This is a genomic window from Actinoalloteichus sp. AHMU CJ021 (genome assembly GCF_002895405.1).
Classification (GTDB): domain Bacteria; phylum Actinomycetota; class Actinomycetes; order Mycobacteriales; family Pseudonocardiaceae; genus Actinoalloteichus_B; species Actinoalloteichus_B caeruleus.
On the sequence record NZ_CP025990.1, the window covers coordinates 5647535 to 5667234 of the forward strand.

Annotated in this window: 17 protein-coding genes; 10 read left to right on the forward strand and 7 right to left on the reverse strand. The window is 73.2% G+C overall.

Annotation, left to right across the window (positions count from 1 at the left end; translation table 11 throughout):
* Nucleotides 1–97 precede the first annotated feature (97 nt).
* The 7 genes from C1701_RS23810 (at nucleotide 98) to C1701_RS23840 (ending at nucleotide 7403) form a co-directional block, all read left to right on the forward strand.
* A complete protein-coding gene (locus C1701_RS23810; protein WP_103056650.1) occupies nucleotides 98–1003 on the forward strand; it encodes a LysR family transcriptional regulator in 906 nt (301 codons plus the stop codon).
* Nucleotides 1004–1149: 146 nt separating this feature from the next.
* A complete protein-coding gene (locus tag C1701_RS23815; RefSeq protein ID WP_103056651.1) occupies nucleotides 1150–2733 on the forward strand; it encodes an ABC transporter substrate-binding protein in 1584 nt (527 codons plus the stop codon).
* 1 nt (nucleotide 2734) lies between these two features.
* Nucleotides 2735–3664 (forward strand): ABC transporter permease, encoded by a 930-nt coding sequence (locus tag C1701_RS23820; RefSeq protein ID WP_026418160.1) that lies wholly within the window; start codon nucleotides 2735–2737, stop codon nucleotides 3662–3664.
* Nucleotides 3665–3678: 14 nt separating this feature from the next.
* A complete protein-coding gene (locus C1701_RS23825) occupies nucleotides 3679–4638 on the forward strand; it encodes an ABC transporter permease (RefSeq protein ID WP_103056652.1) in 960 nt (319 codons plus the stop codon).
* On the forward strand, nucleotides 4635–5660 hold the full coding sequence (locus C1701_RS23830; RefSeq protein WP_026418159.1) for an ABC transporter ATP-binding protein: 1026 nt from the start codon (nucleotides 4635–4637) through the stop codon (nucleotides 5658–5660). Before C1701_RS23825 ends, C1701_RS23830 begins: the two co-directional genes overlap by 4 nt.
* Nucleotides 5653–6690 (forward strand): ABC transporter ATP-binding protein, encoded by a 1038-nt coding sequence (locus tag C1701_RS23835; protein ID WP_337661915.1) that lies wholly within the window; start codon nucleotides 5653–5655, stop codon nucleotides 6688–6690. The genes C1701_RS23830 and C1701_RS23835 overlap by 8 nt, the downstream gene beginning before the upstream one ends.
* Nucleotides 6687–7403 carry a sulfite exporter TauE/SafE family protein gene (locus tag C1701_RS23840; RefSeq protein WP_103057166.1) on the forward strand — a complete coding sequence of 239 codons (717 nt, stop codon included), beginning with the start codon at nucleotides 6687–6689 and terminating at the stop codon, nucleotides 7401–7403. The genes C1701_RS23835 and C1701_RS23840 overlap by 4 nt, the downstream gene beginning before the upstream one ends.
* 233 nt (nucleotides 7404–7636) lie before the next feature.
* Here C1701_RS23840 and C1701_RS23845 read toward each other — a convergent pair whose 3' ends face one another.
* The 4 genes from C1701_RS23845 to C1701_RS23860 all read right to left on the reverse strand — a co-directional run bounded on the left by C1701_RS23845 (nucleotide 7637) and on the right by C1701_RS23860 (nucleotide 12593).
* The gene (locus C1701_RS23845) at nucleotides 7637–8842 is read right to left on the reverse strand and encodes an erythromycin esterase family protein (RefSeq protein WP_103056654.1); all 1206 of its coding nucleotides are present in this window, start codon (nucleotides 8840–8842) and stop codon (nucleotides 7637–7639) included.
* 423 nt (nucleotides 8843–9265) lie between these two features.
* Complete coding sequence (locus C1701_RS23850) at nucleotides 9266–10267, reverse strand: 2-hydroxyacid dehydrogenase (protein ID WP_103056655.1); 1002 nt, start codon at nucleotides 10265–10267, stop codon at nucleotides 9266–9268.
* A gap of 53 nt (nucleotides 10268–10320) precedes the next feature.
* On the reverse strand, nucleotides 10321–11607 hold the full coding sequence (locus tag C1701_RS23855) for an enolase C-terminal domain-like protein (RefSeq protein ID WP_030106251.1): 1287 nt from the start codon (nucleotides 11605–11607) through the stop codon (nucleotides 10321–10323).
* A 134-nt stretch (nucleotides 11608–11741) separates the two neighbouring features.
* The gene (locus C1701_RS23860; protein ID WP_051313741.1) at nucleotides 11742–12593 is read right to left on the reverse strand and encodes an IclR family transcriptional regulator; all 852 of its coding nucleotides are present in this window, start codon (nucleotides 12591–12593) and stop codon (nucleotides 11742–11744) included.
* 606 nt (nucleotides 12594–13199) lie between these two features.
* On the opposite strand from C1701_RS23860, the gene C1701_RS23865 reads away from it, so the two are divergent.
* Nucleotides 13200–13757, forward strand: a complete 558-nt coding sequence (locus C1701_RS23865) for a dihydrofolate reductase family protein (RefSeq protein ID WP_103056656.1) — start codon at nucleotides 13200–13202, stop codon at nucleotides 13755–13757.
* Nucleotides 13758–13904: 147 nt separating this feature from the next.
* On the opposite strand, the gene C1701_RS23870 is transcribed toward C1701_RS23865, so the two are convergent.
* Nucleotides 13905–14657: a LysR family transcriptional regulator substrate-binding protein gene (locus C1701_RS23870; RefSeq protein WP_103056657.1), complete on the reverse strand. Its 753-nt coding sequence runs from the start codon at nucleotides 14655–14657 to the stop codon at nucleotides 13905–13907.
* Nucleotides 14658–14715: 58 nt separating this feature from the next.
* On the opposite strand from C1701_RS23870, the gene C1701_RS23875 reads away from it, so the two are divergent.
* Both C1701_RS23875 and C1701_RS23880 read left to right on the forward strand, forming a co-directional pair.
* Nucleotides 14716–15105 (forward strand): DUF5997 family protein, encoded by a 390-nt coding sequence (locus C1701_RS23875; protein WP_103056658.1) that lies wholly within the window; start codon nucleotides 14716–14718, stop codon nucleotides 15103–15105.
* A gap of 154 nt (nucleotides 15106–15259) precedes the next feature.
* Nucleotides 15260–17911, forward strand: coding sequence for a molybdopterin-dependent oxidoreductase (locus tag C1701_RS23880; protein WP_337661916.1), 2652 nt, complete (start codon nucleotides 15260–15262; stop codon nucleotides 17909–17911).
* 501 nt (nucleotides 17912–18412) lie between these two features.
* On the opposite strand, the gene C1701_RS23885 is transcribed toward C1701_RS23880, so the two are convergent.
* On the reverse strand, nucleotides 18413–18880 hold the full coding sequence (locus C1701_RS23885; protein ID WP_337661917.1) for a VOC family protein: 468 nt from the start codon (nucleotides 18878–18880) through the stop codon (nucleotides 18413–18415).
* Between the two features lie 103 nt (nucleotides 18881–18983).
* The gene (locus tag C1701_RS23890) at nucleotides 18984–19565 is read right to left on the reverse strand and encodes a GNAT family N-acetyltransferase (RefSeq protein ID WP_337661918.1); all 582 of its coding nucleotides are present in this window, start codon (nucleotides 19563–19565) and stop codon (nucleotides 18984–18986) included.
* Nucleotides 19566–19700: the final 135 nt, after the last annotated feature.

Consider the following 19700-nt stretch of genomic DNA (forward strand, 5'->3'; position numbering starts at 1 on the left):
TCCAGGCTCGAAGGGCTGACCCGAGGGTAGGATTCGCGCCGATACCTGTCCAAGTCGAATGTGGCATGTGACGATACCTTCCTGGTATGGAGGCGCGATGTCCCCCCGGTTCACCCTCGACCAGCTGCGGGGATTCGTCGCGGTCGCCGAGGAGCTGCACTTCGGGAGGGCGGCGGCGCGGCTGAACATGACGCAGCCGCCGTTGAGCCGCCAGATCCGCAAGCTGGAACACGCCCTGGACGTCCAGCTGTTCACCCGGGACGCCAGGGCCGTTGGCCTGACACCGGCCGGGGAGGTCCTCCTCGTCGACGCCCGCCGGATGCTCGGCCTGGCCAGCTCCGCCCCCCTGGCCGCGCGGAACGCCGCTCGGGGAACGGCGGGGAACCTCCACATCGGGTTCACCGCGGTGTCGGCCACCACGGTGCTCGGGTCCTGGATCAAGACCATCGGCGCCCACCTGCCCGACGTCGAGCTGACCCTCACCGAGATGGTGAGCAGGGACCAGGTCGACGCGCTGCTCGGCGGGCGGTTGCACCTCGGCCTCGCCAGGGGAGTCCCGGCATCGGAGCTGATCAGCGCCCGCTGCGTCCACGTGGAGAGCCTCGTCCTGGCCTGTCCCCGAGGCCATCCCCTCAGCGTGCTGGGACGTCCCCCGACGCTGGCCGACATCGGCCGGCACGACGTGGTCACCTATGCGCCGGTGGACGCCCGTTACCTGTACGAACTGGTCGTCAGCGTGTTCCACGACGCGCACGTCGAACCCCGCTACGTCCAGCAGGTCGGGCAGGTCAACAGCTTGTTGGCGCTGGTCGACGCCGGGCTCGGCGTGGGCGTCGTGCCCAGGTCCGCCGCGCGGCTGCGCCTGCCCAACCTGGAGTTCACCGAGATCGACGGACTGGCGCCGGACGTCGTGCGCACCCACTGCCTCTGGCGGACCGAGCACGCCAGCCCCGCGTTGCGCGCCCTGCTGTCCCTGCCGGAGACCCGCGACGTGACCTCTTGACGCCCCGCAACGGCCCACTTACCGTCTGCGTCTACAAATGCAGACCGGATCCGCGTTCATAGACGAACGGCACGGCGCATTCCCGCCCGCGCACCCCGCGCCGGGCCGCGGCTTCCGGACGCGACCGTCCGACCATCGGAGAGACAATGCCGTCTTCCGTTCCTCTCCCGCGCGGCACCCGTTCCCCCGCATCCGTCGTCGTGCCGCTGGCCGTCGCGATCCTCGCAGCCACCTCGTGCGCCGTCGCGAACAGCGGTGGAGGCGGGGACACCGGGGACGCCGGCGACACGCTCCGGATCGTCCTGGCCCAGGAACCTCCCACGCTCGAACCCTGCGAGGCCTCCCTGACCGACACCGGTGTGGTGGTCCGGTCCAACATCAGCGAACCCCTCATCGAGCGTGATCCCACGACGGGGGAGCTGGAACCCCTGCTCGCCACCACCTGGCGGCAGCGGACTCCCACCACGTGGGAACTCGACCTCCGCCCCGACGTCACCTTCCACGACGGGACGACCATGACCTCGGAGGACGCCGCCTTCTCCATCGATCGGGCGGTGAACTCGGACCTGGCGTGCAACGTGGACGGCTACGTCTTCGGGGACGAGCGCCTCGAACTCGAGGTCGTCGATGAGCACCGCCTGGCGGTCACGACCACCGACCCCGACCCGATCCTGCCGCTGAGGCTCAGCTTCATCGAGGTCGTCCCCCGCACCACCAGCACCGAGGCGAAGGTGCGGGAACCGGTCGGGACCGGCCCCTACCTGATCGAGCGGTGGGAGACCGGGGTGTCCATCTCCCTGCGCCGCAACGACGACTACTGGGGGGAGCCGCCCGCCTACCCCCGGGCCAGGTACGTGTGGCGGTCGGAACCCAGCGTGCGCGCCGCCATGATCAACAACGGGGAGGCGGACCTCTCGACCGCCCTCAATCCCGAGGACGCGACCGAGGACAACTCGGTGGCCTACCCCAACAACGAGACCACCGCCCTGCGGCTCGACGGCCGGGAGGCGCCGCTCGACGACATCCGCGTCCGCAGGGCGATCGGGTTGGCGATCGACCGGCGGGCCATCGTGGACACCCTCTTCGACGGACTCGCCGACCCGGCCGCGCAACTCGTCCCCGACGGGGTCGTCGGGCACAACCCGGACCTGCCGATCGACCCGCCGGACCCGGACCGGGCCCGGGCCCTGATCGCCGAGGCCGCCGCCGACGGGGTACCCGTGGACCGGCGCATCACCCTCATCGCGCGAAACGCCCAGTTCCCGCGGGTCGCCGAGACCGCGGAGGCGATCCAGTACCAGCTGGCCTCGGTCGGGCTCGACGTGCGCATCCAGATGGCCGACACCGCCGCCCACCTCGAGTACCAGCTGCGCCCCTTCCCCGAGGACGTCGGCCCGGTCGCGCTGCTCGTCATGCACGGCAACCAGGCCGGCGACGCCGCCTTCACCACCAGCCAGTACCTGCTCAGCGACGGACCCCAGTCGACCTTCGGCAGCCCCGAACTCGACCAGCTGATCTCCGAGGCCGGCGAGCTGTCCGACGACGCGCGGCAGGAGGCCTTCGCCGCGATCTTCGCCCACCAGAACGACACCCTCGTCCAGTACACGCACCTCGCGCACATGCGCGGGCTGCTCGGCCGGTCCCCGTCGATCCACTACGAACCGAACGCGGCCACCGGCGACGAACTCCGCCTCGCCGAGGTCCGCCCCGCACGTGAGGAGGCACGCTGACATGCTGACGTTCCTGCGGCGCCGCGTCGTCTCCAGCGCCATCCCCCTCGTCTTCGTCGTCCTCGGCGTGTTCTGCCTCGCGCGCCTGACCGGCAACCCGGTCAACCTCTACCTGCCTTTGAGCGCGACCCCCGAACAACGCGCCGAGTTCGCGGCCGCCCACGGTTTCGACCAGCCGATCGTCACCCAGCTCGCCGACTACCTGACCTCCCTGCTGGTCCTCGACTTCGGCGAGTCGCTGCGGACCGGGCAACCCGCCGCCGAGATGGTGCTGGCCGCCTTCCCCGCGACACTCCAACTGGCCGGCGTGACCATGCTCATCGCGATCGCCGGCGCCGTCCTGCTCGGCTGCGCCGCGGCCTACCGGCCGAACTCGCTGGCCGACCGGGTGGCCAGCATCCTGTCGATGACCGCCGCGTCCATCCCGGACTTCTGGTTCGCGATCATGGGCGTGCTCGTCTTCGGGGTGACGCTCGAATGGCTTCCCACCTCCGGCGTCAGCGGCGGCCCGGAGGTGTGGATCCTGCCGATCGCGACGCTGCTCATCCGCCCCTTCGGCGTACTCGTCCAGGTCGTCCGGGGCGCGATGGTCACCGCGCTGGCCGCGCCTTACACCAAGGTGGCCCGGAGCAAGGGGGCGAGCGAGAAGCGCGTGGTGTTCGGGCACGCCCTCCGCAACGCCGCGATGCCGGCCCTCACCGTCGCCGGCGACCTGACCATCGGACTCGTCAACGGCGCCGTCGTCGTCGAGACCATCTTCGGGTGGCCCGGCATCGGCAAGCTCATGATCGACTCCATCCTGCAACGAGACTTCGCCGTCCTCCAGGCCGCGGTGCTGATCACCGCGCTGACCATCTTCGCGTTGAACATCCTGATCGACGTCTGCTACGCGCTGCTCGACTCGCGCGTCCGCCAGACCGTGCCGGCCTGAGCCGAGGAGGCGCCATGACCACCACACCGGGAGGACGACGTCGGCGGAACCCGTCCGGCGCGCGCACCGGCCCACCGCGTTGGTGGACCCTGCTCGGCGGCGACCGGGTCGCGGTCTGCGCGGCCGTCGTGCTCACCCTGGTCCTCCTGACCGCGCTGCTCGGCCCGCTGCTGATCGGCGACCGGGCCATCCGCCAGGACCTCGACGCCTCACTGCGCCCACCCTCCCTCGACCACGGGTTCTTCGGGCTGCTGGGGACCGACGTCCTGGGGCGCAGCGTGCTCGCCCGCCTCATCGAAGCCGCGGGGACCACGCTGTCCGTCGCCGTGCCCGCCGTGCTGTGCTCACTGGTCGTCGGGTCGGCCGTCGGCATGTGGGCCGGCTACCACGGCGGCCGGCGGGAGAGCGTCGCCATGCGGGTCGCCGACGTCATCCTGAGCTTCCCGTCCCTGCTGTTGGCCGTGGTCGTGCTCTACGTGTTCGAACCCAGCGTCGCCAACCTGGTGCTGATCCTCGCCATCGCCCGCGTCCCCATCTACCTGCGCACCGCGCGGGCCGAGTCGGCCGAGATCAGAAGCAGGCTGTTCGTCGACGCGGCCCGCACCTTCGGCACCCGCTCCGGAGCGACGATCATGCGGCACATCCTGCCGATCGTCCTGCCGACGCTGCTCACCGTCGCGACGCTGGACTTCTGCTTCGTGATGCTCACCGAATCCTCGCTGAGCTTCCTCGGCATCGGGATCCAACCACCGGAGGTCAGCTGGGGGCTGATGGTCGCCCAGGGGCGTCAGTACCTCCAGACCGCCTGGTGGATCGCGGTGCTCCCCGGCGTCGCCATCGTCATGACCACCGTCTCGGCCACCATCCTCGCCGCCTGGGCGCGCCTGGCCACCGACCCCGCCCAGCGCTGGCGGCTCACCCTGCCCCGAGGGCGCCGCCGGCGGCCCGCCACCACCGGAGAGGGCACCCCATGACCCCGACCACCGCCCCGCCCGCCCGCCAACCGGAACCCGGCGCACCGCCACCCGCGTTGCGGGTCGAGGGCCTCACCGTCGACCTGACCACACCGACCGGCGAGCTGCGCGCCGTCGACGGAGTCGGCTTCAGCGTCCACAAGGGGCGAACGCTCGCCCTACTCGGGGAGTCCGGCTGCGGCAAGTCCATGACCGCTCAGGCGGTGGTGGGCCTCCTCGACCCCGTCGCCCGCGTGACCGGCGGCACCGCCCACGTCAACGGGACCGAGGTCCTGGGGCTCAGCCGCTCCCAGCGCGCCAGGCTCGCCGGGCCCGTCCTGTCCATCGTCTTCCAGGACGCGCTCACCGCCATGAACCCGGTGCGGACCGTGGGCGCCCAACTCGCCGAACCCTTCCGCATCCACCGAGGACTCTCCCGGCGGGCGGCACGGGAGCGGGCCGTCGAACTGATGGACGGCGTCGGCATCCCCGAACCCCGGGCCAGAGCCCGGTCCTACCCGCACCAGTTCTCGGGGGGGATGCGCCAACGCCTGCTCATCGCGATGGCGGTGGCCCTGGAACCCGACGTCCTCATCGCGGACGAACCGACCACGGCCCTGGACGTCACCGTGCAGGCCCAGGTGATGGAACTCCTCGCCGACCTCCAGGCCCGGCAGGGCATGGCCCTCGTCCTCATCACCCACGACCTCGCCGTCGTCGCCGAACACGCCGACGAGGTAGCCGTCATGTACGCCGGGCACGTCGTGGAGACCGGACCGGTCACCGAGGTGTTCACCCACCCCCGCCACCCCTACACGCGGGGGCTGCTCGACTCCGTGCCCGAGCGGGCCGCGAAGGGGCGACCGCTGCACGCCGTGCCCGGCAGCCCACCGGAGCTGGGCTCCATCCCCACCGGCTGCGTGTTCCAGAGCCGTTGCCCGCTCGCCGCCGACGTCTGCGCCGCCGAGCGCCCCCGACCGCGTCCCACCGGACCGTCCCGCGCGGCGGCCTGCCACCGTTCCGAGGAGCTCGCCAGTGACTGACGTGTCCCCACCCTCGGACCAGCCCGCCCCGCTGCTGGCGGCGACCGGCCTGCGCAAGTCGTTCCGCGTCGCGAGGAACAGGACCGGGAACGCGCGCCTGACCGCGCTCGACGGCGTCGACCTGCGGGTCGAACGGGGCCGCACCCTCGGTCTCGTCGGCGAGTCCGGCTGTGGCAAGTCGACCCTGGCCCGCGTCCTGCTGTTGCTGGAACGGCCCGACGAGGGCACCCTCCGCTTCGACGGCATCGACCCGCTCACCCTGCGCGGCCGCGCCCTGCGCGCCTGGCGGCGCCGCGTCCAGATGGTCTTCCAGGACCCCTTCGCCTCCCTGAACGCCCGGATGACGGCGGCGGAGATCATCGCCGAGCCGTGGCGCAGCCACCGCGACATCGCCCCCGAGGGCGCTCGCCGGGACACCAGGGTGCGCGAGCTGCTCGACCTCGTCGGCCTGCGCCCAGGGGACGCCCACCGCTATCCCACCGAGTTCTCCGGCGGGCAACGGCAACGCATCGGCATCGCCCGCGCGCTGGCCCTCGGCCCCGACCTGATCGTCTGCGACGAACCGGTGTCCGCGCTGGACCTCTCCGTGCAGGCGCAGGTGCTGAACCTGCTCGCCGACCTCCAACGCGAGTTGGGGGTGTCCTACCTGTTCATCTCCCACGACCTCTCCGTCGTCCGCCACGTCGCCGACCGGGTCTCGGTGATGTACCTGGGCAGGGTCGTCGAACACGGGCCGGCCGAGGAGGTCCTCGACCGCCCGGTCCACCCCTACACCTCGGCGCTGGTGTCCTCCGCCCCGTCCCTCGACCTCACCGGCGACGGCCGGCGGCGGACCGTGCTCCAAGGGGAGATCCCGTCTCCGATGGACCCGCCATCGGGTTGCCGGTTCCGCACCCGCTGCCCCCGGGCGACGACGGTGTGCGCGGAGGCGGAACCACCGCCGGCCACCCGGTCCGGTGCCCCGAGTGGCACCGGAGATCACCGGGGGTGGTGCCACCACCCGCTGGGACCCACCCCGGCTCCGCCATGAGCGGCGCGGAGTTCTGGCTGCTCAGCGCGGTCGTCCTCCTCGGAGCGCTCGCCCAGGCCTCGATCGGGTTCGGACTGGGCCTGCTCGCCGCCCCGGTGGTGGCCCTGGTCGATCCCACACTCGTGCCCGTCACCCTGATCCTGCTCGCGACCGGGGTGACCGCCACCGTCCTGGTGCTGGACCGGCAACACGTCGACCTGCGGGGGACCGGCATCGCCCTCGGCGGCCGGGTCGTGGGAACGGTGGCGGGTGCCGCCCTGGTCGCCGCGTTGCCCGCCCGGGCGCTGGCGGTCGCCGTGGGAGTGGTCGTCCTGCTCGGGGTGGTCGCCACCGCCGGGGGCCTCACGCCACGCCCCACCACCCGGGCCGTCGCCCTCGCGGGCGCGGTCTCCGGTCTGATGGGCACCGCCACGTCCATCGGGGGGCCGCCGATGGCGATGGTCTGGCAGGGGATGGCCGGCCCCCGTCTGCGAGGCACGATGAGCGGGTTCTTCCTCGTGGGTTCCCTGCTCAGCCTCGCCGCCCTCGCCGTCGCCGGCAACGTCGAGATCACCACCCTCCAGCACACCCTGTGGCTGCTGCCCGCCGCCCTGGCCGGGGTGCTCCTCGCCCGCCGCGTCTCCAGAGCCCTCGACAGCCGACGTTCCCGCACCGCCGCGATGGCGCTGGCCAGCATCGGTGCCGTGGTCCTGATCGGCCAACAGGTGCTCTGACCAGGCCATCCACCACAGCTGTTCCGGTCAGGGCTGGCGCTGTCCGGGAACCGGGCGGCGGGGTTGGTCGCGGCCGGTCGTCTGGTCGCGGGGCGCCGGTGACGAGGCGAGTCGCCCTGTCGAGGACGAAGCTGCGCCCCCGGCCACCCGGGGTGCCCGCGCTGCCCGCCCTACCTGACGAGGGGCCTCGCCTCCGAGGCACAGCCGTGAGCGGTCACCGCGACCGGGGCGCCTCAGATGTCCCGGACGAAGATGATGGCGTCGGTCTGGTCGGTGGTGGCCGGGTCGAGCGGGAAGTAGGTGTGGTCAGCCGGGACGCGTGGCGCTGGTTCCCGGTCGAGAGCCGAGGCGAGACGGGCGGGATCGACGACGGTGCGGGCGTCGGGGAGGGTCGACAACAGCCCTTCGAGGCTGTCGGGCCGGGGAACGTCGGAGCCCCGGGTGCCGAAGGCGGTGGCGGTGAAGGCGTACTGGTCGCCGAGGCGTGCGGCGGTGATCGAGCCGGCGCTCCACCACTCCAGCGTTCGGCCCGCGAGAGACCCCCAGCCCTCCGGCAGCAGCCAGCGGCTCCTGTCCTTCTGCAGGTGGCGGTTGTGGGCGTAGGCGAGAGTGGGGCCGCGAAGGGACTCGCGGTCGACGAGGGCGAGGAGGTTGTCAGCCATCATCGTCTCGCGCAGGCACATCAGTGTGCCGACGCGGGTGGGCGTGGTGTCTGCCATGCCCGCGTGGTAGCGCAGGAGTCCGGACGCGGCGCGGGCGCGCAGGCCGGCGCGCCACCAGTCGTCGTGGGAGCCAGCCGTCGTAAGGTGGGGCGCGTGCGCGGTGAGCAGCACGCCCAGGTCGTCCGCGATCAGGCGCAGTTCCTGGGCTTCGGGGGTGCGGCCGACGGACCGCGTGGGATCGGTGGTGGCGGCCGGGTTGGTCCAGTCCTCGTCGGGACCGAGCAGCTCGTCGAGCGTCTCGCGGCTGTGGGCCAGGTCGAGATGGGAGGCGAGGTAGTCGTGCAGCGCGGTGAGAGCTGGGCGGGGGCTGGCGGCGCCGGTCATCTCCACGGGCCCGTCGAAGCCGTAGAAGCGGACCCGTTCGTGCGGCGGCCGTCTTTCGTTGTGGGCTCGCAGCCAGCGCACGAGCTCGCGGTTGGCGGGTGAGTCACCGAGGCCGTGGCTGAAGCCCCGGCTCATCGCGTCGTCGAGGGTGCCGGTGCCGTCGGTGACGTACGCGTCCGCGACCAGGGCGGCCAGGCAGTCGCTCTCGACTGCGATGGAGCGGTAGCCCTCGTGTTCGACGAGGTGGCGGAAGAGCTCGTTGCGCAGCTCGGGGAAGACCTCGACACCGTGGGTGGGCTCGCCGAGGCCGAGCAGGCGGGTGGTGGGCGGCAGGAGCGCGGTGAGGGAAGTCCCGGTGACGGGCTGGGTCGCGTTCCGGATCAGAACTGCCATGCGTTCGACCTTATCGTTGAACGACAGGTGTGGACTTCGGCCGCATTTCCCCTGGCGTCGTGCCGAATACCCTCAAAGCGGTCGCGGCCCATCGATCCGGTCCCGACACCGGCGAGCCGGGCTGGCTCGGCCGTGTGCGGTGGTGTCGGACTCCCGTGCGGGTTCCCGATCACCCGGCCAGCCGAACACGCGCCGCCCCCGGATGAGGTCGGCCGCCCAGCGACGACCAGGCCGGCGCTGGGGCGGGCGCGACTGGCCCGACCCGCCCTCCCGCCATCCGGCTGCCCGGGCACGTCCGGGATCGGAGAGCCCTACCGGGACACCTTCCCCGGCATCACTGTGGCGCCGCGTCGCTCCGGGGTCTTCTCACCCGGGGTCCGAAGGCGGTGGCGGCGTCCCTCGGCCGCCGGGCGCGGCCCCCGATCAGGAGGGCCACGGCCGGACGCCAGCTCGCACGACGTTCTCCAACGGATGACCACTGGAGAGGCGGCCGATGTTCGCCGCGATGTCGCGGGCGCGGCCGGCGAAGGTCTCCAGGGTGTGGCCCGAATGGTGCGGGGTCATCACGACGTTGTCGAGCGCGTCGAAGGGCCGCGAGTAGCCCCGGGCGCCCAGCCCGTCCTTCGGGTGGCCCCACCAGACGTCCAGCGCGGCACCGCCGATGCGCCGTTCCGCCAGCGCCTCGTACAGCGCGTCCTCGTCGATGATCGGCCCCCGCGACACGTTGACCAGCACCGCGTCCGGGCGCATCGCCGCCAGCTCCGCCGCACCCACCAGCCCCCGGGTCTCCGCCGACAGCGGGACGGTCAGGACGACCAGGTCCGAGGACGCCAACAGGTCCGGCAGGCGGTCCTGGCCGTCGACCCGGTCCACCACCACCCCCGGCGGAACCGGGGCACGCGGGTCGCGCCGCACGGCCCGCACCCGCATCCCCAGGGCGCTGGCCGCCCTGGCGACCGCACCCCCGATCTCACCCATGCCCACCAGGCCCACCGTCCGCCCGGCGAGGGTGCCCCCCAGGGGGACCGCCGGGTCGAGCGCGACCGACTCCCACCGACCGGCCCGCAGTGACCGGTCGGCGCGCGGCACCCGGCGGAACAGCATGATCGCGGCCATCACCACGTACTCGGCGATCGACCGGCCGTGGTGGAAGGTGTTGCACACGTGGACCGCCGGGGCCAGCGCGTCCAGCGCGACCCGGTCCACCCCCGCCCCGGTCACGTGCACCAGCCGCAGGGCGGGGGCGGCCCCGGCCATCTCCGCCGACACCCGGGAGGCCACCAGCACCTCGGCGTCATCGAGGCGGGAGATGACCTCCTCGTCCGGCCGGCCCACCAGGAACTCCCAGTCGTGGCCGTCGCTCCCGCCCCGGGTCAGCTCGTCCCGGAACCTGTCGATGATGGGGTCGGTGAGCACGATCCGCATCGGACGGACTCCTCCCGTGTCGCGCGTGCCCGAGCCCCGGTGGCCGTCGCCGGTCACCAGCGGGGCGCGGTCGGGTCGAACGCGGGCTCGAAACGGCGCAGGTACCCGGTGTCGTCCCGCTCCCGGATGCCGCAGGACAGGTAGCGCTCGTGGAGCCGGGCCAGCGCGTCGCGGTCGAGTTCCACGCCCAGCCCGGGAGCGGTCGGTACCGGGACCGCTCCCGCCTCGAAGCGCAGCGCGCCCGGTACGACCACGTCGTCCTCGGGGTGTTTCCACGGCCAGTGCGTGTCGCACGCGTAGGTGAGGTTCGGCGTGGCCGCCGCGAGGTGGGTCATCGCGGCGAGGCTGATGCCCAGGTGCGAGTTCGAGTGCATCGACAGCCCGAGCGCGAACGTGTCGCAGATCCCCGCCAACGTCCTGGAGCGGTGCAGACCACCCCAGAAGTGGTGGTCGGAGAGGACCACGCCCACCGCCGAACGGGCGACGGCGGGCCTGACGTGGTCGAAGGCGACGACGCACATGTTCGTCGCCAGCGGAGTCGACACCGCCTCGGCGACCCTGGCCATGCCCTCGATGCCCGTGGTCGGGTCCTCCAGGTACTCGATGACGCCGTCGAGTTCGCGGCCGACGCGGATGGCGGTCTCCACGCTCCAGGCACCGTTGGGGTCGACCCGCAGCGGGTGGTCCGGGAAGGCCTCCCGCAGGGCGTGGATCGCGGCGACCTCCTCCTCGGGCGGGAACACGCCGCCCTTGAGCTTGATCGCGCCGAACCCGTACTCGTCGACCATGCGGCGGGCCTGCGCGACGATCTGGTCCGGGGTGAGCGCCTCACCCCAGTGGTCCGGCTCGGCCCCCGGGTGCCCGGCCCACTTGTAGAAGAGGTAGGCGCTGTAGTCGACCCGGTCGCGGACCGCTCCGCCCAACAGGTCGCTCACGGGTCGGCCGAGCGCCTTGCCCTGGATGTCCAGGCACGCCACCTCGAAGGGGGAGAGCACCCGGTCGGCGGTGCTGCTGCCGGTGACCATGCCGCTCATCCCGTGGCCACGCGTGCCGTGGTCCCCGGCCACCACCGCCCGCACCCGGCGAGCCAGCTCGTTGAGGTGCCAGACGTCGACGCCCACGAGAGCGGCACCGGCGAGGCGCAGCCGGTCGAGGTGCCCGGCGTCGCCGTAGGTCTCGCCCAACCCGGTCAGGCCCGAGTCCGTCAGGACCTCGATGACCGCGCGCAGCGCGAACGGTTCGTGGACCCCGACCGTGTTGAGCAGGGGCAGGTCCCGGAAGGCGACCGGGGTGATCCGCACCTCCCGGATGCGGTGCTCCATCATGGCCGCGTCGCGCATCCTGTTCCTCCGGCTGTACGGCCGACCCGGGGCCGGCGAACGGCGGGTACCGACGCAGCCTAACCGCCGATTGTCCACATGGGTAGACGCGATCCACGGGGGAAGACGCCAGGTGGTGGGGTGCCCCCGTCCCGTCAGGCGCTGCCCAGCGAGCCCAGCTCGGCGGTCAATGCCGCGTGCTCGATCCGCTCCCGCGCCCGGAACATCGCGGCGACGATGTCGGCCTCACGGGCCGGGGTGAGCCGGGCCACCGGCACCGAGGCGCTGATCGCGTCGCTCGCCGGTGTCGAGTAGCGCAGCGGCATCGCGAAGCAGTGCAGGCCCAGGCTGTTCTCCTGCCGGTCGATCGCATACCCCCGTTCACGCGCGGCCGCGAGGTCGCGTTCGAGGGCGGCCCGGTCCGTGCGCGTGTGCTCGGTCAACGCGGTCAGTTCGGCCGGCAGGTGCTCCGCGAGCTCGGGGGCGGGCAGTTCCGCCAGCAGGGCCTTGCCCAGGGCGGTCGAGTAGGCCGGCAGTCGGCGACCGACCCGGCTGTGCGGCCGCAGGTACTGGCTCGACGCCCGGGTCACCAGGTACACCACGTCCTCGCCCGCCAGCCGCCCGAAGTGGAACGTCTCGTCGAGGAGTTCGCCCAGCGAGTCCAGCACCGGTTTGGCGACCCGCACGTGGGCGTCGGTGTCCAGGTAGGTGGTGCCCGCGAGGAGGGCGCGGATGCCGATGGCGTACAGCGCCCCCGAGGCGTCGGTGCGCACCCAGCCGTGCTTCACCAGCGTCCGCAGCAGGGCGTGGCAGCTGCTCCGGGGCATTCCCAGCGCCTCGCTGAGTTCCCGGAGCCGAGCCGGGCGGTTCTGGCGCGCGGCGAGGAGTTCCAGGAGCTCGAGGGTGCGTGCCGCCGACTTCACCTCCCGGACGCCCCCGCTCCGCTCCGGCGCCCCGGGCGCGTCGCCCTCGCCGCCGCGTCCGGGCACGCCGGTGTGGTCTGACATCGGAGCCTCCTCGCCCATTCGCGTCCGATCTGGACATCCGGCGACCGTCGGACGCAGCCGGTAACGCTACCGGGAGCCGCCCGCGGAGTCGGCCGCGCGGGCGCTGGGCCGGTGGGGGTGGTTGGCCGGGGTTGAACCCTGGCGGGTCGTGGTCCCGCCCCGGGAGGGGAGGCGGTCCACACGCGGACTACTGGGGCTCGTGGTCACTGCCCCGAGGTCGTCCCGGCGGCGGGGTCAGGTGTCCGGTCGGTGGCCATGACGGCGTGCGGGCCGCCACGCCTGCCCGCTCTCCTCGAGGTCAGGAGACGGTGAACGCCGGGTTCGAGGCCCTTCGGTGGTGGAGGCGGCGGAACACCGGCGGGATGGGAGGGAGTGAGCGCAAGGGACGACCTGCCGAGGGGAACTCCGAGCCCAGCGGCCGCGGCGCTGGCCACCCGATGCGAGTGTGTTTATCGCAAGTGTTAGCTTGCTTTTTGCAAGTGACGATGCGGGGGCTTCGTGCGGTACGGCATCCCCGGTGGCGGCGCGACCGGGCTCCGCCACCGGGGCGCCGGGTGCCGCGCCGGCTGGGCGTCCCCCGCCCCGACGAGGGTGGAGTGGTGAGTGATGGGCAGGATCGTGGTGACGGAGTTCCTCACCCTGGACGGCAGGATGAGCGGCCCCGGCAATGACCAGAGCTGGGTGACCGAGACGTTCGACGGCGACATGGACGAGGAGACACTCGCCCAACAACGCACCGTGGACCTGATCCTGCTCGGCAGGGTCACGTACCAGGAGCTGGCTGGCTACTGGCCGACCGTGCGCACCGACCACCCCGAGATCACCCGGCACATGAACGACACCCCGAAGGCCGTGGTGTCGACGACCCTCGACCGCGCGCCGTGGGGTGGTCACGCTCCCGCTCGTGTCCTCACCGACCTGCGGCGGGAGACCGTCGCCGCCGTGAAGCGCGAGGTGGCGGGTGACATCGCGGTCATCGGCAGCGCCAGCGTCGTCGCGGAACTCGCCGCCCTGGACCTCGTCGACGAGTACAAACTCATGCTGCACCCCGTCGTCCTCGGTGCCGGCGCACCGCTGTTCGAGAACCTCGACCGACGGCGGTTCACGCACACGAGGACCCGCGCTCTCGCCAACGGGGTCGTGGTCCTGCACTACGCGGCCTGACCGGCCAACCGCGACGCCGAACATCGAAGCCCGAGGGTTCCACGACCAGACGGCGCCGGTGACGTCCCGGTGGCCGGGCCGGGCGATCGACGACGCCGAGGTGGCGGAGCGGGTCCCCGGCGGATCGCCGTTCGCGGGTGCCCGAGATCAGCGACGGCGACCGCGACGGCCCGACGCGCGGGGTGCCCGGCGGGGACCTCCGCCCTTCCGGTTGCCGGCCGCCGGCGTCCGGCGTTCCCGACGATCGGTCGTGCCGCGTTCCCGCTTCGCCGGGGCCGGCTCCGCCTGGGGCACCCCCCGGCTGCTGTTGACGGTGCGCCCGCGCACGACCCCGATGAACCGCTCCATCAGATCGGTGGTCTCGACGTCCAACCACACCAACGCCACCCCCGACTCGGGTGCGTCGGAGACCGGGCGCCAGGTCAGGTCCTTGCGGTGGTGGAGACGGGCGAGTGACTGGGGGACGACGAGGAGGCCGGCGCCGGCCGCCACGCGCTCGAACGCGCCCGCGGTGGTCGCCGGCCGCTCACCCGCGACCCGCCCCGGTGGGCGTTCCCACTCCAGCACGTCGTCCTGGGGGTGCAGCAGGACCTCGTCGGCCAGGTCCTCGCTCGACACCACCTCGGCGGCGGCCACGAAGTGCTCCTTCGGCACGACCACCACCGAGGTCTCCGAGTACAGGGGGATCGCGTGCAGGCCGGTGCGGTCGATGGGCAACCGGGTGACGGCCGCGTCCGCCCCGCCGTCCCGCACCAGTCCCACGGCGTCCGGGACGTCGACGGGGAGCACGGCCAGGGTGACTTCGGGGAAGCGTTCCTCCCAGATCCGCGCCCACTTGCCCGGGGTGACTCCCGGTACGTGCGCCAGTCTGAACGAGTGAGGTGCCTCCGGTCCTGCCACGGCGCCAGGTTACCGGGCGTGACCGCGCTCGCCCCAGGCGCTCGTTATCCTGGCGGGTATGACGGCACGGAAGACCCCGCAGACGATGAAGCCCGCCACCGCGGCGAAGAAGCTGGGGGTCTACCTCGACGCGACCCCAGCCGAGTTCCAGGAGGGGGTCGTCTCGCGGGACGAGCTGAACGCGCTCCAGGCCGATCCGCCGGACTGGCTGCGTGACCTGCGGCGCGACGGACCGCACCCCCGGCCCGTGGTGGCCGCCCGGCTCGGCGTCTCCATCAGCGGCCTCGCCAGGGCCGGGATCACCGACGCGCTCACCACGGCGGACATCAACCAGCTCAGGGCCGACAACCCCGACTGGCTCCAGCGGGAACGGGAGATCCGGGCCGAGACCCGGATGGAGGAGCAGCGCCTGCGGGAGCGGGACGCCGAGGACGGCTCCCGCCGCTGACCACCGGCCGGCACCGGCGCGAGCTGGGGCATCACCGGCCGCGCGGCACCGTCGTCGTGCGCGTTCGTCGAGCGGGTAGGGCCGGTCCCTCGACGGCCCGACCCGACCGGGGCAGTGCCTGCGCACCTACCTGCGCGAGCGGGGCCTACTCGGGGTGAGGAAGGGGTGCGACGCCGGCGACTGCGGAGCCTGCACCGTGCACGTGGACGGGGTTCCGGTGCACTCGTGCGTGTTCCCGGCGTTCCGCGCCGTCGGTCGGCGGGTCACCACGATCGAGGGCCTGGCGCGCGACGGGCACCCCCACCCGGTCCAGCGGCGGTTCCTCGACGCGCAGGGGTTCCAGTGCGGCTTCTGCACCCCCGGGTTCGTCATGACCGCCGCCGGCCTGGACACCGCCGCCGGGCTCGCGGGAACCCCACCGGAGGAGCTGCGCCGCCTGTTCAAGGGCAACCTGTGCCGCTGCACCGGCTACCGGGCCATCGAGGACGCGCTGCGCGGCGTCCGGCACGTCGAACGCCCCCAGGCCGGGACGGCCGTCGGTCGAAGCCCCGGGGCACCGGCCGGACCGGGGATCGTGACGGGGACGGCCCGCTACACCCTGGACCTGGACGTGCCCGGACTGCTGCACATGAAGCTGCTGCGCTCCCCGCACGCCCACGCCCGCGTCCTGGCGATCGACACCCACGAGGCGCTCCGGGTTCCCGGCGTGCGCCTGGTGCTCACCCACGAGGACGCGCCACCCCGGCTGTACTCCTCCGCCCTGCACGAATCCGTCGACGACGACCCCGCCGACACCCGGTTGCTCGACGACGTCGTTCGACACGTCGGCCAGCGCGTCGCCGCCGTGGTCGCCGACACCGTGTCCGCCGCCGAGGAGGGCTGCCGCCGCCTCGCCGTGACCTACGAGGTGCTGCCCGCCGTGACCGACCTGGAAGCCGCCACCGCACCCGGCGCGCCCGTCGTGCACGACAAGGACCCCGTGACCAGTCGGATCGCCCGGCCACGGGACAACGTGGTGGCCGAGCTGCACGCCGGGGTCGGCGACGTCGACGCCGGACTGAGGTCGGCGGACGCGGTGTACGAGAACACCTTCCACACCCGGCGCGTGCAACACGCGAGCCTGGAGACCCACGGCGCGATCGGCTGGCTCGACGCCGATCCCGCCACCGGCGCGGAGCGACTGGTGATCCGGTCCAGCACCCAGGCGCCGTTCCTGACCCGCCGCGCGCTGTGCGCGCTGTTCGACCTGCCCCCGGACCGGGTCCGCGTCGTCACGGCCAGGCTCGGCGGCGGTTTCGGCGGCAAACAGGAGATGCTCGTCGAGGACGTGGTGGCCCTCGCGGTGCTGAGGTCGCGCGCCCCGGTCAGCCTCGAGTTCACCCGCGCCGAGCAGTTCACCGCCGCCACCACCCGCCACCCGTTCACCGTCACCGTCACGGCCGGGGCCCGCCACGACGGCACCCTCACCGCGCTGAAGCTGCACGTGGTGGCCGACACCGGCGCCTACGGCAACCACGGCCCCGGCGTGCTCCTCCACGGCTGCGGCGAGTCGGTGGCCCTCTACCGGTGCCCCAACAAGCGGACCGACGCCCGCTCCGTCTACACCCACACCGTGCCTTCCGGGGCCTTCCGGGGCTACGGGCTCGGGCAGGTCACCTTCGCCGTCGAGTCCGCACTGGACGAGCTGGCCCGGCGCCTGCGCCTCGACCCGCTCACGCTGCGCGAACGCAACCTCATCCGGCCCGGCGACGACCTGGTCGCTCCCGGCGACACCGAACACGATCTCCACCTCGGCGGCTACGGTCTCGACCAGTGCCTCCGCGTCGTCCGCGCCGCCGGGAGCTCCCCAGCCGAGCCGGCACCCCCGGGGTGGCTCGTCGGGGACGGCGCCGCCGTCGCGATGATCGCCACCATCCCCCCGCGCGGGCACCTCGCCGATGCGGCGCTCACCCTGCTGCCCGACGGCACCTTCGCGCTCGCCGTCGGCACCGCCGAGTTCGGCAACGGCACCACCACGGTGCACCGCCAGATCGCCGCGACCGCGCTGGGCACCACGGTGGACCGGGTCACCGTGCACCAGTCCGACACCGCGCTGGTCGGGCACGACACCGGAGCGTTCGGATCCACCGGCACCGTCGTCGCCGGCGCGGCCGTCCTGCGGGCGGCCCGCGCCCTCGTGGACACCCTCCTCGACGCGGCCGCCACGTTCCACGCGCTGGACCGGGCGCGCTGCCGCCTCACCGACGGCGCCGTCGTGTGCGCGGGTGACCGCGTCCCGCTCGAAGGGCTCCACGCCGCCGCGCTCGCCGCCGGCACCAGCCTGACGGCCACCGGCCATTCCCGGGGGACACCCCGTTCGGTGTCGTTCAACGCCCACTGGTTCCGCGTCGCGGTGAACCCGGACACCGGAGAGATCCGCATCCTGCGCAGCGTCCACGCGGCCGACGCCGGCACCGTGGTCAACCCGCTCCAGTGCCGGGGGCAGGTCGAGGGTGGAGTGGCCCAGGCGCTGGGCGCCACCCGGTCCGAGGAGATCCGCCTCGACCCCACCGGGGCCGTCACCACCACCGCGCTGCGCGGCTACCGCATCCCCACCTTCGCCGACACCCCTCGCACCGAGGTCCACTTCGCGGTCACCACCGACGACCTCGGGCCCTTCGGGGCGAAGTCCGTGAGCGAGAGCCCGTTCGTCCCGGTGGCACCCGCGTTCGCCAACGCCGTGCGCGACGCGACCGGCGTTCGCTTCACCACGCTGCCACTCACCCCGGACCGCGTCTGGTCGGGCTTGCGCGACCAAGGCCGGTGACCCGGCCCCACCCCAGCGGCCGCCCGCACGGTTCGCCGCCCGCGAGCCCTCCACCAGACCCCGGCGACGAGCGTCCCGGGCGGCGGGTCGCATCCGGGCCCTCGGGCCTCGACGCATCGGGAACCGCCCCACGGGAACCACCCGGGCCGTGGCGGGGGAGCCGGCCGCCAGGCGCTCCCCGGCCCGCCCGGTCGTCCCCGGACAGGCCCCCCACGGCGCCCACCCGCCCCCGGGTCCGGTGTTTCCCGGGAGCGGTCGCGGAAGGGGCGACGGGGAACGGCGCGCGGCAGACCCGGACCCCGGCGGAAGCCCCGGCGCCGCTCACCTCACCTCCGTGTCCGAGTCGGGCGAGCGCCCGCGCGAGGCGACGTCCACCCCGAGGACCGGCCTCGTCGCGGAGAGCCGTCGACCGCCCTCGGCACCAGGCCGCACCACATCCATGCACCCCCGCGCCCCGGCCACCTCGTCCCGGGTGGAACACGCGCGGCGCGGGGGAGCGGGTCAGGCCACCCGGGAGTTCAGGAAACCGTCCCAACCCTCGTCGAACGTCGCCCGGTCGGCGATCTCGAACCGTTGCCCGGTCGGACCGGTGAAGTAGGCGAACCCCCACGGCCCACCGTCGTCGTCGAGGCCGACGACCTCCTCGGTGAACCCCAGGTCGCGCAACCGGTCCAGGTCGGACGCGAAGTCCTGGGCCCAGTACCCCAGGTGGTGCACCCCACCCCCCGCCCCGTTCGAGAACGGGGTGCCCGGCGTCGCCTGGATGAGCTCGAAGTGCGGCGCCTCGAGCGAGTAGACCACCGGGAACTCGACCTCGCGGTCGACCCCGCCGTACCGGAGCCCCATCTCGAACTCGACAGGAGTCGTCCAGCGAGCCCCGGACAACGCGGTGAGGTGCCTGGCCGCCGCGTCGAGGTCGTCGACGACGTAGCCGAAGTGGTAGAAGTCGCGTGGACGGAGAATGCTCACGTGGTTCCCGCCTACTCGTCCGCTGATCCGAGCCGGGCGACGAACCGCCACGCGTCGCCACCCTCGGTGACCATTCCCTTCGTACCGGTGGTTCCCGGGCCTGTCAACGCTGGTCGGCTCCGAGGTCCAACACCGCGAGACGCGCCGTCTTGTCCGCCATCCGGAGTTCGGGACCGAGGTCGAAACCGTTGCGCCGCAGCAGGTCGAGGACCTTGGCGTTGCGGGCGTCCGGTTCGGCCACCACCCGACGAACGGCCGGGTCGCGCGACACGAAGGCCACCACGGCCGCGAGGAGGGCGGAGGTGAAACCCCGCTCCGGGTCACCAGCCGGGGGGCCGCTGAACAGGTGGAACCCGATGTCCCCCCGCCGCACCTCGTAGTAGTCGCCCATCGGGTCCTCGGCTGGCTCGTAGGTCTGCACCAGACCCACCGGCACGCCGCGTCGGCGCGCGAGGAAGGCGTGGTGCGTCGGCAGGGAGTCCACGTACCGGTAGGCGTCCAGGACCTCCGCGCGGCTCAGGCCGGTCATCCCCCAGAAACGGGCGCGGTCCTGTGTCACCCACCGATGGACCAGGTCGACGTCCGCCGCCGGGACGAGCGGGTGCAGCGCGATCAGTCCGAGGGCACCCGCGTCGAACTCGAACACCGGGCCGGCGGGATGAGGGCGGGACTCGTCGGTTCTCACGTCACTCCTCGCTGGTCCGCGCAGCGTGGGAAGTCGCGCACGGCGACCGTGCCGATCCGGCAAGTTACCATGATCCGGCGGCCCGGTAGGAGGGTTCGGGAGCCCGCCGTCCACCCGGGACGTCGTGGCGATCCC